The organism is Halorubrum laminariae, assembly GCF_024494655.1.
In the GTDB taxonomy this organism is placed as follows: Archaea; Halobacteriota; Halobacteria; order Halobacteriales; family Haloferacaceae; genus Halorubrum; species Halorubrum laminariae.
In genome coordinates, this window is the sequence record NZ_JANHDL010000001.1 from 259613 (window position 1) to 272541 (window position 12929).

Annotated in this window: 11 protein-coding genes; 6 read left to right on the forward strand and 5 right to left on the reverse strand. The window is 67.7% G+C overall.

Going from position 1 to position 12929, the window contains the following annotated elements:
* Nucleotides 1-6: 6 nt before the first annotated feature.
* The 4 genes from NO887_RS01215 to NO887_RS01230 all read right to left on the reverse strand — a co-directional run bounded on the left by NO887_RS01215 (nucleotide 7) and on the right by NO887_RS01230 (nucleotide 6747).
* Entirely contained in the window at nucleotides 7-1554 is a 1548-nt protein-coding gene (locus NO887_RS01215; RefSeq protein ID WP_256416688.1) for a sensor histidine kinase, read from the reverse strand.
* A gap of 70 nt (nucleotides 1555-1624) precedes the next feature.
* A complete protein-coding gene (locus NO887_RS01220) occupies nucleotides 1625-4219 on the reverse strand; it encodes a DNA topoisomerase I (protein ID WP_256416689.1) in 2595 nt (864 codons plus the stop codon).
* Nucleotides 4220-4681: 462 nt separating this feature from the next.
* Entirely contained in the window at nucleotides 4682-5875 is a 1194-nt protein-coding gene (locus tag NO887_RS01225; RefSeq protein ID WP_256416690.1) for a DR2241 family protein, read from the reverse strand.
* 2 nt (nucleotides 5876-5877) lie between these two features.
* Nucleotides 5878-6747, reverse strand: a complete 870-nt coding sequence (locus tag NO887_RS01230) for a CbiX/SirB N-terminal domain-containing protein (protein ID WP_256416691.1) — start codon at nucleotides 6745-6747, stop codon at nucleotides 5878-5880.
* 171 nt (nucleotides 6748-6918) lie between these two features.
* On the opposite strand from NO887_RS01230, the gene NO887_RS01235 reads away from it, so the two are divergent.
* The 6 genes from NO887_RS01235 (at nucleotide 6919) to NO887_RS01260 (ending at nucleotide 12170) form a co-directional block, all read left to right on the forward strand.
* On the forward strand, nucleotides 6919-7467 hold the full coding sequence (locus NO887_RS01235; RefSeq protein ID WP_256416692.1) for a DUF7523 family protein: 549 nt from the start codon (nucleotides 6919-6921) through the stop codon (nucleotides 7465-7467).
* A 204-nt stretch (nucleotides 7468-7671) separates the two neighbouring features.
* The gene (locus tag NO887_RS01240; protein WP_256416693.1) at nucleotides 7672-8487 is read left to right on the forward strand and encodes a hypothetical protein; all 816 of its coding nucleotides are present in this window, start codon (nucleotides 7672-7674) and stop codon (nucleotides 8485-8487) included.
* 54 nt (nucleotides 8488-8541) lie between these two features.
* Complete coding sequence (pheA, locus tag NO887_RS01245; RefSeq protein ID WP_256416694.1) at nucleotides 8542-9348, forward strand: prephenate dehydratase; 807 nt, start codon at nucleotides 8542-8544, stop codon at nucleotides 9346-9348.
* Between the two features lie 95 nt (nucleotides 9349-9443).
* Nucleotides 9444-9809: a DUF7562 family protein gene (locus NO887_RS01250; protein WP_256416695.1), complete on the forward strand. Its 366-nt coding sequence runs from the start codon at nucleotides 9444-9446 to the stop codon at nucleotides 9807-9809.
* 84 nt (nucleotides 9810-9893) lie between these two features.
* The gene (locus NO887_RS01255) at nucleotides 9894-10811 is read left to right on the forward strand and encodes a GIDE domain-containing protein (RefSeq protein ID WP_256416696.1); all 918 of its coding nucleotides are present in this window, start codon (nucleotides 9894-9896) and stop codon (nucleotides 10809-10811) included.
* 57 nt (nucleotides 10812-10868) lie between these two features.
* Entirely contained in the window at nucleotides 10869-12170 is a 1302-nt protein-coding gene (locus NO887_RS01260; RefSeq protein ID WP_256416697.1) for a ribonuclease catalytic domain-containing protein, read from the forward strand.
* A 75-nt stretch (nucleotides 12171-12245) separates the two neighbouring features.
* Here NO887_RS01260 and NO887_RS01265 read toward each other — a convergent pair whose 3' ends face one another.
* The gene (locus tag NO887_RS01265) at nucleotides 12246-12869 is read right to left on the reverse strand and encodes a MaoC family dehydratase (protein ID WP_256416698.1); all 624 of its coding nucleotides are present in this window, start codon (nucleotides 12867-12869) and stop codon (nucleotides 12246-12248) included.
* Nucleotides 12870-12929: the final 60 nt, after the last annotated feature.

Sequence of the window (12929 nt, forward strand, 5' to 3'; positions counted from 1 at the left end):
CGCCTGTCACGCGGTCTCGACCGTCCTGAGTTCGATCTCGATCCGGCTCCCCCCGTCTCCGCTCTCGGTGATGTCGAGGTTCCCGCCGCTCGCGCTGACGATCCAGCTCACGTACCAGAGTCCGAGCCCGCTCGCGTGTTCGAGCGGCGTCTCCGCACCGGTGAGCACCGCTCGCTCGGCAGGGGGAATACCGGGTCCGTCGTCGGCGACGACCAGCGACGCCCACGACTCGCTCGGCAGTTCCGCGGCCGAGATCTCGACCCGCGGCCGGTCCGTGTCGCTGTGCCGGATCGCGTTGTCGACGAGTTCCGCGAGCGCCTCGGCCAAGTAGCCGATCGCGGAAACGGTGACGCCGTCGGACACGTCCACCCCGATTTCGGCGCGCTCGCGCAGCTCCGCCGGCAGGGACGCGATCGCCTCGACGACCGTCTCACGGAGGTCGAGCGGCTGCGGGCTCGGTCGGTCTGCGAGCAGTCGCTCGACCTTCCGCGCCGTCTCACCCACCCGCAGCAGCCGCTCGGCGGTGGCGACGACGCGTTCGAGTTCTGTGATGCGCTGTGGGTCGTCTGTGGCCTCGATCGCCCGTTCGGTGAATCCCGTCACCACGTTGAGGTCGTTCCGGAAGTTGTGCCGCAACACCCGCGTCAACACGGAGAGCCGCTCCTCGCGGAGCGCGGACGCCGCCACGTCCTCGCCGATCCCGACCGCCCCGACGACCTCGTCGCCGTCGGTGATCGGCCCGAGCGTGAGTCGGTAGGCGACGCGCTCGCCGTGGCGGGTGAGAAGCGTCACCTCCCGATCGACGACCTCCCCGTCGCGGTACACTCGCCGGAGCGTCTCGGTGACGCTCGTCTCGGTTCCGTCGGCCTCGCCGTTTGGCTCGGGTTCGATGAAGAGCGAGGTGAGTTCGGTCGTCGACAGTTCGCGCTCCTCGTAGCCGGTGTCCGCCGCGAACTGGTCGTTCCACCGTGCGAGGGTCCCGTTCGCGGTGCACTCGAACAGTGCCCCCGGAAGCGTCGCCGCGATCGCCTCCGTGACGCGGAGCTGTGACTCCAGTCGGGACTCGGCGCGAACCCGGTCGGTGATGTCGGCGAGACCGACGATCAACCACTCCTCTCCGTCGATCGCCGCGAGCCGCGGCGTGAGTTCGATTCGGCGTCGGGCGTCGTTCGTCCCGAGCGGAGCCGAACCAGACGCGTCAACCGCCGGACCGCCCGCACTCGTTGCGATCGTCACCGCAGTTGCGCCGTCGGCGTCGAGCGCGCGGTCGATCGCCGACTCGACCGAATCACAGTTGACCGTAGTCTCGCCGACGCTCGCGGTCTCTCCGTCTGCGAGCGTGGACAGACGGAGGTGTCGCAACGCCGCGGGATCCCGATCGAGGAGGACGACTGCGGGCGAGTTCGCCGCGCAGATCGTGTGCGTCTCCGGATCGCACGCGAGCGCCGGCGTCGGTATCGCGGACAGCACCGATCGGAGGGCGGGAGACACAGGATCGTCTTGCGTCGGACTCCCTTCGCGTTCCGAGTCGTCGTCGCCCTCGCGGCGGTTCATTGCTACCTCAGTCGAGGCATTCAGGACTTATTGTTTTGGGGGTGGACCTCCGAGGAACCCTCCACAGCCGTCAGTCCGCGTTCGCCTGCCAGTCTCGGACGGTGTCGGGACCGACGCCGTCGACATCGGCGGCGAGGTCGTCCGGATCGGCGGACTTGAGGTCGTCGACACCCGCGACGCCCGCGTCCTGCAGTTTCGCGGCCGTCTTCTCACCGATTCCCTCGACGGCCTGCAGCTCGGATCCCTCCTGTCGGGCCGTGAACTCGCGGTAGTTGCAGATCGGACAGCCGAGGTCCCACGGCTCGTCACCCGAATGGACCCGAAGGTGCGGGAGGCCGTGTTCCTCGCAGGTCTCGTCCGTGACCTCGATCTCGCCGCGTCGCGGGAGCGGGAGCGAGTAGTCGCAGTCGGGGTACCGCGTGCAGCCGACGAGCCGAGAGCCGGAGCGCAGCCGCTTGATCGCGAGTTCCCCTCCATGCTCTTCGCCACACTCCGGACACGCGCCGATTACCTCGTCCTCCTGTTCGTCCGCCTCGTCGGCCTTGCACTGCGGACAGCCGTGGACGAACGTCTTCCGTCCTGCGAGCATCTTCACGTGCCGGAGGTCGTGATCCTCACAGGTATCGTCCAGAAGTAGGGGCTTCCCGGTGGATGGCAGCGGCAGAGTGTACTCGCAGTCGGGATAGCCGTCACAGCCGACGAAGTACGACCCCTGACGAGACTTCCGAACGAGCAGATCCGAGCCGCACTCCGGACAAGGGCCGAGCGTCTTGTCCGCCTTCAGCGACTTCTGGAGGTGGTCGCCGACCGCCTCGCGCGACTCGGTGAGGTCGTCGAACACGCGTTCGAGCAGCTCGCGCGACTCCGCGGTCACCTCGTCATAGCCTTTCTCGCCCGCCGCGATCGCCTGCATGTCGCGTTCCAGTTGGGCCGTCATTTCCTCTGACACGACGTGCTCTGCGAACTCTTCTGCGGCCTCGACGACCGCCTCCGCGAGCCGCGTCGGCCGCGGCGGGTCGCTCTCGATGTAGTTGCGGTCGTACAGCTTCTCTAAGGTTCGGTGCCGCGTCGCCTTCGTGCCGACGCCGCGTTTCTCCATCTCCTCGATGAGCCGCGACTGCCCGTAGCGCCGGGGGGGCTGGGTCTCTTTAGCCTCCGTGCGCCGGTCGTCGAGCGCGAGCGTCTCGCCGACCTCGACATCGGGGACGATCCGCTCGTCGCTCGACCGATACGGGTACACGTCGTGGTAGCCAGCTTCGAGGAGTCGCTTGCCGTTCGCCTTCAGTCGGAGGCCGCCGTCGGCGACGAGGTCCCCCGGACCCGTCGCCTCGTCCGGGTCCCGGAGCGCGGCGAGTCCGTCCGCGCGCTCGGCGATCGGCGTCGCCTCGCCGTTCGCGAGCGCGACGACGCGGAGCCGCTCCCACGTCGCGGGTTCGGCACAGGTCGCGAGGAAGCGGCGCACGACGAGTTCGTACACCTCCCACTCGTCTTCGGAGAGGTCGGACGCCGATGGAAGTTCGCCGGTCGGATGGATCGGCGGGTGGTCCGTCGTCTCCTCGTCGCCCTCGGTCGGCTCGATCGCGTCCTGATCGAGGAGACTCTTCGCGTCCGCGCCGAACGTCGAGGCGGCCGAGAGGTCGTCGAGAAGTTCGCGAGGATCGAGGTCCTCGGGGTACACCGTGTTGTCCGTCCGGGGATACGTGAGGTAGCCGTCGGTGTACAGGTCCTCCGCGAGCGACATCGCGCGCTGGGCGGAGTAGCCGAGCGACCCCGCCGCGCGGATGAACGCCGTGGTGTTGAACGGCGTCGGCGGCTCGTCCGTCTGCGTCCGACGGGTCACGTCGTCGACGACGGCCGCCTCGGCCGCGTCGAGCGCCTCGGTGAGCACCTCGGCGGCGTCGCCGTCCCAGACGCGCTCGGCCTCGTTGCCCTCGTCGTTCAGGTAGAAGTAGCGCGCTTCGAACGGGTCGCCGCCGGCCTTCGTCAGGTTCCCGTACAGCTCCCAGTACGATTCGGGATCGAACGCCTGAATCTCGCGTTCGCGGTCGACGATCAGCTTGAGCGTCGGCCCCTGCACCCGGCCGACGGAGATGAAGTCGTCGCCGAGCTGGCGAGCAGATAAGGAGAGAAACCGGGTGAGTGCCGCCCCCCACGTGAGGTCGATCACCTGTCTAGCCTCCCCGGCAGCGGCGAGATCGAAGTCGAGATCGTCGGGGTTCGCGAACGCTTCTTGAACTTCGTTTTCGGTGATCGAAGAGAATCGGACGCGGTCGATCGGAGCGTCCTCGTTCACCTCGCGGACGAGTTCGTACGCCTCTTTGCCGATCAGTTCCCCCTCGCGGTCGTAGTCGGTCGCGATGACGACCCGCGAGGCGTTGCGCGCGAGCTTGCGAAGCGCGGCGACGATCCCCTCTTGGGTCGGCTGCTTGGTGGTCGGGGCGTCGATGAGTTCGACTGGCTCCACGTCGCGCCAGTCGTTGTACTCCGGCGGGAAGTCGACGCCGACGACGTGCCCTGACAGGCCGATGCAGCGCTTGCCGCCCCACTTGTAGACGTTCACGTCGTTCTGCCGCTCCGCCGTCGCGGACTCGCCGCTCAGGATGTCGGCGATGCGCCGGGCGGCGTTGTCCTTCTCGGTGATTATCAGTTCGGGGCCGCGACTCATTGCGCCGAGATAGGCCGCTCCCGCGTCTAAAGCTTTCGCGATGCGCTTTAATATCGCCCGCACGCGCGACTGTGCACGAGAGTCGTCCGCGTTTTGCGTGAATGGTCGCGTGTCGTCGCGTGCGTTTGTTTATAAGTAGTTGAGTCCCACCCCGCACCGCAACCGCACCGGCGGGAAACGTTCCTGCTCGCTTCGCTGCGCGGGCTGCGACTTCCGTACTCCCGCTCGCTCCCGGTGGTCGCTCGCGGGACCGCACCTCACGCCTCCCCAGCCTCGCGGTTCGCGCTCTGCGAGCGCTCACCACTCCCTCGCGTGTGCTCCTCGCGGCCGCCTTCGACGGCCACTCGGCGGCACGCGCCACCGCGCTCATTTATAAGGGATTGCGCAATCAATTTCTGTTGGTTATAAACGGTTCCACGAACGGCGAGGCGGCTCGATTCCGCGCAAAACGTCGCGGCAGGCCTACTCTTTGTCTTCCTCGTCCGGCTCGGTCGGGACGCCGCCGAGGTTGCCGACGTCGTCGAACAGTTTGGCTCGCAAAAAGCGCGTCCGGTAGCGGTTCGCGCCCTCCTTCGTGTCCGCCTCGCGGATCTCGTCTATCCGGCCGTCGGCGACCGCGTCGATGATGTCTTCGACCTGCGCTTTCTCGCTCGGGGTCAGTTCGAACTCGTAGGTGCGCGGCTGTTCGCTCTCTAGTCGCGTCCACTTGCGCGCGGCGCTCACGACGACCGAGCAGGGCTCGCGGCAGGGGAACACGCCGTCGCCTCCGTCGACATCGAGGTCGGTGTCGTCGTCGTACTCCCACTCGCGACGTTTGAGACACTGCGAGTCGTCACAGCACGCCTCGGCGACCCAGTTCACGTGCTCGTGACCCTCGCCGCGGTCCCACGTCTGGATCACGCCGTAGATGCCCGACTGTCTCGCCATCGTCTCGCGCCAGTGGGTCACGTCGAGGTCGCCCTCGCGCTCGCGGTGCCAGTTGGCGACCGTCGCGGGGTAGATCGACTCGACGACCTCGTAGGCGTCTTTCGGACCCAAGTCGTCGAACACCCACCCGTCCCGGAGCGTGGGCGCGGTCTTGAGCGGACGATATCGTCCCTTCGCGTCGAGTTTCACGAGGTCGCGGGCGTCGAGCGGATCGTCGTAGGCGTCTAGGTCGGTGACTGGCGTCCCCGCGTCCGCCTCGTGACGCACGTCGTATCGCCGCTCGCCGCGATCGGTGATCCGAGCCGTAATCGTCAGTTCGCCCCACGCGCGCTCGATCCCCTCGGCGAGCGCGGCGTATCGCGTCGCGACCGTCTCGCCGTCGGCGTCTTCGATCCATCGGATGAACGCGCGCCGGGGGCCGAACTCGCCGATCACGCGCTCGAAGACGTACCAGTCCGTGACCACGGGGGCGCGCTCGGCGAGCGCCGCGTGGAGGTCGCGCTCGCTCAGTCCCGTTCGGGCGTTATCGCCGACGGGATCGAGGACGTAGCGGTCCGGCCCGTCGTCGAGAGCGTCGTCGACAGAGACGGCGAATCCCTCGAATCGGAGGTGTTCGTCGGGATCGAGTGCGTCGAGCGCGTCGAGAACCGCGTCGAAGGCGTCGTTCGGTAGGTCGATCTCGGGGACTGCGTGGTTGTCGTCGCTCACGGCGGAAGCGGCGTCGCTCACTGTCAGTCACCCGTGGCGACGCGGGTCGTCTCGCGCACGTCGTCGAGCGCGGTCCCGAGGTCGGCCCCGGCGTCGGCGGCGCGCTCTAGGATTACGTCGGCCATCAGCGGCTCCGTCCCGACCGCGCCAGCGTACCAGATCCGGGTGCCGTCGACCGCGGTCGGCACGTCGTATCCCTGCGTGTGGTCCTCACAGAGCCCCACGTCCTCCGGGATGTCCTCTTGGGTATGGTAGCCGTCGGCGATGAAAAGCGGGACCAAGACGACATCGTCGCTCTCGAAGAAGTCGGGGAGGTCGTCGACCTCCGGCTCCTCGTCCATGTACAGCGCCCGAACCTCGTCGAAGCGGTCGCGCTCCGCGATCCGGTCCGCGTGGTACTCGATCGCCTTCGCCGAGTTCTCGTTGCGCTCGGTACCGTGGCCGACGACGGCGAGGCCGAAGTCGTCGCCGACGTCGGGGTCGCCGGTGACAGACTCCGCGCGTCGGACGATCACGTCAGTCATCGCGCGGTGGGTCCCCACCGGGCCGCAGTAGTGGACCTCGCGGTCGATGTCCTCGGCGACGAGCGTGGCCTGATCGGCCGAGAGGCCGTCGGATCCCCACGCCGAGACATCCCAGCCGTCCAGCCGGAGTTCGCGGGGTATCACTTGCTCGGTGAAGTACCCCTCGGAGACGAACAGCGGGACGATATAGACCTCGTCGCCCTCGACGGTGCGGAGCACCTCCCGGAAGTGCGGCTCCTCCTTCCAGAAGCCGGTGCGCACCTCGTCGAACGCGCCGGTCGCGCGGATCGTGTCCGCGTGGTCGTACGTCGGCGCGCTCGACTCCGGATTCAGGTGCGAGCCGTGTGCGACGATGACGAGCGACTGCATACCCGTTCTGGGGGCGCACCGCTCTTAGGGACTTCGGAGCGTCCGAGTGCGCGGGAATCCGGGGCGGGGTTCGCCGGGTCTCCCCTCGCGTCCGGTCCGGAACTCTCCTCGCGCGGCCGACACACCGAAAGCGACCGAAACGACCATGTCCGTCGGCACGGAGCGACCACCATGTCGCTCGCAGCAGCCGCACGCGAGGCGGTGCGGGCACGGCCGTTCCTCCGCGACGCGCTCCGCGCCGGAGTGGTGAACCACAGCGCCGCCGCGGCGTGGCTCGCGGCCGACGCCGACCTCGACGGCGACGTCGACGCCATCGCGACCGCACTCCGCCGCTTCCGTGAAGAGCTACCGGACTACGAGACCGCAGAGCGTACGGCCAGCGTCTCGATGCGGAGCGGAGTGTGCGTCGTCCACGATCGGAACGGTGGCGACCGAGACGATGGCGACCGAGACGGCGACGACTCTCCCGCGCACGTTCTCCTCCGCGTCGGCGACGCCGTCCTCGCGGACGGCGGCTCCGAGACCGCGATCCTCGCGACCGGCGAAGTCGACGCCGCGGCGCTCGCGACGACCCTCCGCCGACTCGCCGCGGCGGATGTCGCGGTGTCTGCCGCCGCCGTCGTCGGCGAGTCGCTCGTAATCGCCGTGGAGCGACGAGACGGCCCGACCGCGGTGCGGGTCGTCGAGGCTGCGTTAGCGGCGGTTCCAGACGACGCGTGAGGCGGGCCGGCGCGATCCGACTCACGTCCGACTGCGGTGCCTTCGCCTGACCGGATTGTCACCACCCGATCGACGTGTCTCCATGCGAAGCCGATACCTCCTACGGGGTCGATGACTCACGGCTCGGCCTGTCGCGATCGAGTGATTTCATGACACGACCCACAACTGCTCAATTTATTAATGTATAGGAGATAACGGGTAGTGATGAATACACGCCGGCGTCGTTGGGAAGATGGTGCAACCATCCTCTACGAGCGGGCCGTTCGGATCCCGCTCCCGACCCTCGACGCCGAACGAACGCTTCGCGGCCACATTACGAGCTTCGCGGACGCCTGCGTCCGACGGAGCGAACTGCTTGCCGACCCTGACCTTCCGCTCACTGAGGCGTACGGCGTCGAACTCGACGAGATGCATCGAGGATTCGAGCACCGCCTCCGTCAACTCACCGGCGACGACTACCGGGAGGTCGCGGACGCGTACCTCCGCGGCGAGCGCGACGACTGGATTGGCGCGCTCGCGGTATACTACCTAGAGTGTTACTACCGGCTGCAAGAGCGGTTGACGCTCGACGACGAGATATTTCTCTTGGCGGTGCTCCGCTATCCGGACTGTTTCACCGTGAACCTCGGCTTCGCCGTCGGGGAGGTGGGCGGCGACGCCGTCCACTACGAGTCGCCCCGGCACGCCGACACGGACCTCACCGACGACCACCACGAGCGGTACTTCGCCGAGTGTCAGTACTCACAGCGGGAGGCAGCCGAGTACATCCGCGACCGGATTCACTACATTCGCGATACCGTGCCGGATCCGGATACGACGCCCTTCGACGACCGGAAGTACGGGGGATTCGTCTACGTCACCGGCCGACAGGGATCGGTGTTCTCGGAGTATATCGGGCCGCTGGACCCGGATCCGAACCGTTTCGACGACGTTGCCGCGACGCCGGGGCTAGTTCCGGAGGGACCGGAGGTCAAACGCGTGAAGCGAGATCTTCTGGATGGCGCGGAGTTCGTCGCTTGACTTCATCTCGACACACCCGCACGCTTTTCAGCGGCGACCGTGTTGGTGCGGTCGATGAATGCCGTCACGCTCGGTCCCGCCGGCACGTACTCACACCGCGCGGCGCGGGCCGTCGCCGCCGAGGTGTCGTTCCGCGAATCCGTCACTGCCATCGTCGACGCGGTCGCGTCCGGCGAGTTCGAGCGGGGGGTCGTCCCCATCGAGAACAGTATCGAGGGGTCCGTCACCGAGAGCCTCGACGCCCTTGCCGACCACGATGTCGCCGTCACCCGCGAGGTCGTCACGCCGATCCGCCACGCCCTCCTCGCGCAAGGCCCCGAGTTCGAGGTCGTCGCCAGTCACTCGCAGGCGCTCGCGCAGTGTCGCAACTGGCTCGAATCCGAGTATCCGGACGCCGGCCTCGAAGCCGTCGCCTCGACCGCCCGCGGCGTTGAGCGCGCGCGTGAGGATGCCAGAGTCGCCGGGATCGGTCACCCGGACAACGCCGGTGACGATCTCGAAATCCTTGCCGAGGACATCCAAGACCGCACCTCGAACGCCACCCGGTTTCTGGTGATCGCCGCCGAGTCGGCCCGCTCCGACGCCGGCGGCAAGACCACCCTGATCGTCTATCCGAACGCGAACTACCCCGGCCTCCTCTTGGAACTCTTGGAGGCGTTCGCCGACCGCAACCTCAACCTCTCGCGGATCGAATCGCGTCCGAGCGGCGAGCGGCTCGGCGACTACCTGTTCCACTTCGACGTCGACGCCGGACTCTACGAAGAACACATGCGACAGGCCGTCGACGATGTCGAGAAGATAGTCGACAACGGGTGGGTGCGCGTGCTCGGGTCGTACGACACCGAACACGTGTTAGAGTAGCCGGACTTTCGGACGTCGGAGTCGCCTCGCCGCGCCGTCGGACAAGCGTCAGCCGCGCACCAAATGCTAAGTACAGCGGGGCCGAGGATATCCGTATGTGGCGAGCCCGGAGAAGCCGGGACCGGCGGACGGTGATCTGCATCGCGTGTGGTGACTCGGTGCTGCGCGAGGACGCACGTGAGTACGACAAGGAGGGCGACCGCTGGAGCCGGCGCGACAAGGAGTTCGAGTACCTCTGTACCGACTGCGACGACGAGATATGTCACCAGCCCCGCGACGGCCTCGAATCGCTGATCCTCTCCATCGAGTCCGACGGGCTCTCGCGTGAGGAGTTTCTGAACCGGTACGCCGACGCCATTTCGGCGGACGCGACGGGCGCGGACGGCCTCGACGAGATGGACACGCTCGACGACGCCGACCCGTCGGACGACACGACCGAGCGGTTCGACCGAGACCGCTGACGCCCTCCGCCGCTGCGACGACCGGACTGGATCGCTCGTTCGACCGGTACGCCTTCGTGTTGTGCCCCGCAACGGTTTCGACGCATGCTTGCCCTCCCGCACGCGACGGTCCCGCACGTTCTCTCCCAAACCGCCGTCAACGCCGTTCCGATCCTAATCGGCGTCGCCGCGCTGGCGGTCGGGGTCGCGTTCCTCGCGTACGGTGTTCGCGGCTCGGTCGACGCGTTCCGGGTTGTCCGCGCGACGCCGACCGATCCCCGATCGCTCCGGGACGACGACCGTCGCGTCCGACTCTCCGGACGCGCCGAGACGGTCCCGGACCGAACTGCCGACGGAGCCACTGCCGACGCCGGGAGCGCTGACGACGGCACGGCCGACCGCGACGCGACTCTCCCGGCTCCGTTCACCGATGAGGCGTGCCTCTGCTGTGCGTACGACGTCTCGGAGTACCGCAGTCAGGGGAAGGGCCGGTCGTGGGTCACCATCGACTCCGGCGAGGCCGGCGTCCCTTTCCGAGTCGCGTCCAACGGATCTGCCGTCCGCGTCGACCCCGCAGCCGCGGACTTCGTCTTCAGCGTCGACGAGGAGACCAAACTCAACGCCGGCGAGCGCCCACCCGAGCGGATCAGACGGTTCACCGACGCGGTCGCGGCCGTCGACGAAACCGACACCGGCTACGAGTTCGGACCGCTCACGCTCGGCGACGATCCGCGACGGCGCTACCGCCAGCGCCTCCTCCGCCCCGGCGACGAGGTGACCGTGGTCGGCGACGCCGAGGTGTTCCCCGACGCGCCCGTCGGCGAGGTAAAATCGATGATCGCGGGCGGATCGCCGTTCGTCGTCGGCGACGCGCCCGCGCGGCGGACGGCGCTCCGGCTCGTGGGGCGTTCCGTCGTGCCGCTCGTCCTCGGGATCGTGTCGCTCACCGTCGCGGCGGTCGCGCTGTCGCCGCTGCTTGGCGGAGCCCCCGTCTCCTTCCTACTGCCTGGCGCGGCGGCCTAGTGACGCGGTCGTCGGTCCCCCGACAGGCCTTTCTAACGCACGCGCGTTGGTCGCCGTATGACTGCTGACGAGCCGAAACCCGGGTCCGCCGAGGACCAAGGTCCCGTGACGATCACGCCGGCGCTCGCGGATCGACTCGCCGAGAAGCGCGAGGAGCTGTTCGAGGAGTTCGAGATCCGCGACGCGTTCCCGAACGAGGTGCTCCGCGAGGCCGAGGCCCGCACCGAGAACGTCTACGAGGAGATCGAAGCGGAGATCGACGAGCGGGAGGACCTCCGTGATCTGACGACGTGGACGACGGACCCGGTCGACGCCCAAGACTTCGACGACGCCATTTCGATCGAGCGCGAGGAGGACGCCTATCGGCTGTGGGTCCACATCGCCGACGTCACCCACTACGTCACGCCCGACACCGCGATGTGGGAGGAGGCGGTCGAGCGAGCCAACACCGTCTACCTGCCCGACTACACGATCCACATGCTCCCGCCCGTGCTTGCGGAGACCGTCTGCTCTCTCGTCCCGAACGAGGACCGGCTCGCGCACACGGTGGAGATGGAGATTGACGAGGAGACGCTCTCGTTCGAGGACATCGACATCTACAAGTCCGTCATCAACTCCGACGAGCGGCTCACCTACAACGAGTGCGAAGAGCGGCTGGAGGACCCCTCGCTCCCGCTCGGTGAGGAGAACGCGCTCGCGTACGAGCTGGCCGACCAGATGCACGAACAGCGCAAGGCGGACGGCTCGCTCGTGTTGAACCCGAGCCGCGACCGCGCACACACTATCATCGAGGAGTCGATGCTGAAGGCGAACAAGGCGGTGACACACACCCTGATGTGGGACCGCGGCGTCGAGGCGATGTACCGCGTCCACCCGCAGCCGACGCCCGACCAGTGGAACGAGGCCCTAAAAGAGATTCAGGAACTCGACGGCGTCTCGATCCCCGGCGACGCGTGGGGCGACGACCCGCGGAAAGCGGTCAACGCCGCGTTGGAGACCTCTCCCGGCCGGCAGCTCAACAAGATCCAGCGGGCAGTGCTGAAGGTGATGCCCCGTGCGAAGTACATGAACGACCCGTTCGGCGGCCACCACGCGCTCAACTTCGACATCTACGGCCACTTCACCTCGCCCATCCGTCGCCTGTCAGACACGATCAACCACTGGATCGTCCACGAGAACGACGTGCCGGAGAACCTCCTCGAACTCTGCGACCACGCCAGCGACAAACAGAAGGACGGCGAGACCGCGGAACGGCTCTACAAACAGTTCCTCCAAGAGCAGGGGCTCGACCCGCACGCGGTGAACAACCGGGGCGTCGAAGTCGTCGAGGATCCCGACGAGGCGAAACACACCGCCTGACGCGACCGTCGCTCTCCGTCGACTATCTCCCTCCGCCGACGACGGCGGACCGTCCGGCTACGACGAATCGTTCGGCTACGACAGATCCTCCGGCTGCGTGCCGATCCCCTCCGGCCACCCGGTCGGCTGCGCCGCGCTCGGGTTGGCGTGCGATCGTTTCAGCACCATCGGCGTGCGCTCTAACGAGAGGACGAGGTCGCCGTCCTGGTTGTACGCGCGGAGCTCGGTGGTGACGATGCCGACGTGGTCCCGCGATGACGACTCCCGTTTGTCGAGCACCTCCGACTCGGCGAAGATGGTGTCGCCGTGGAACACGGGCGCGTGGTGGCGGATCGCGTCGTAACCGAGGTTCGCGGTCGCGTTCGCGCTCACGTCGACGACACTCATCCCGACCGCGAGCGCGATGACGAACGTGCCGTCGACGAGGCGCTCGCCAAACTCCGTCTCGGCGGCGTACGCCTCGTTGAAGTGCATCGGATTGCAGTTCATTGTGAGGTTCGTGAACCAGACGTTGTCGGTCTCGGTCACCGTCCGCCCGTACGGATGTTTGTAGATATCGCCGACCGAGAAGTCCTCGTAGTACCGACCCTCCCACCCCGCGACCAGCCGGCGCTCCGTGCCGCCGTCAGCTGCGGCCGCGTCCGACGACGCTGTCGAACTCGTCCGACTCCGATCGTGCGGCTCGTTCTCTCGACCCATACTACCGCGACGGCGAACCGGCAAAAGAACGTTGCGCTCGCGCGGCCGGCTCTATCGGGT

Bases quoted from the DNA above. Each gene is read 5' to 3' on its own strand.
- NO887_RS01215 (WP_256416688.1), bottom strand. From the start codon at position 1,554: ATGAACCGCCGCGAGGGCGACGACGACTCGGAACGCGAAGGGAGTCCG.
- NO887_RS01220 (WP_256416689.1), bottom strand. From the start codon at position 4,219: ATGAGTCGCGGCCCCGAACTGATAATCACCGAGAAGGACAACGCCGCC.
- NO887_RS01230 (WP_256416691.1), bottom strand. From the start codon at position 6,747: ATGCAGTCGCTCGTCATCGTCGCACACGGCTCGCACCTGAATCCGGAG.
- NO887_RS01235 (WP_256416692.1), top strand. From the start codon at position 6,919: ATGTCGCTCGCAGCAGCCGCACGCGAGGCGGTGCGGGCACGGCCGTTC.
- NO887_RS01240 (WP_256416693.1), top strand. From the start codon at position 7,672: ATGAATACACGCCGGCGTCGTTGGGAAGATGGTGCAACCATCCTCTAC.
- pheA (WP_256416694.1), top strand. From the start codon at position 8,542: ATGAATGCCGTCACGCTCGGTCCCGCCGGCACGTACTCACACCGCGCG.
- NO887_RS01250 (WP_256416695.1), top strand. From the start codon at position 9,444: ATGTGGCGAGCCCGGAGAAGCCGGGACCGGCGGACGGTGATCTGCATC.
- NO887_RS01255 (WP_256416696.1), top strand. From the start codon at position 9,894: ATGCTTGCCCTCCCGCACGCGACGGTCCCGCACGTTCTCTCCCAAACC.
- NO887_RS01260 (WP_256416697.1), top strand. From the start codon at position 10,869: ATGACTGCTGACGAGCCGAAACCCGGGTCCGCCGAGGACCAAGGTCCC.
- NO887_RS01265 (WP_256416698.1), bottom strand. From the start codon at position 12,869: ATGGGTCGAGAGAACGAGCCGCACGATCGGAGTCGGACGAGTTCGACA.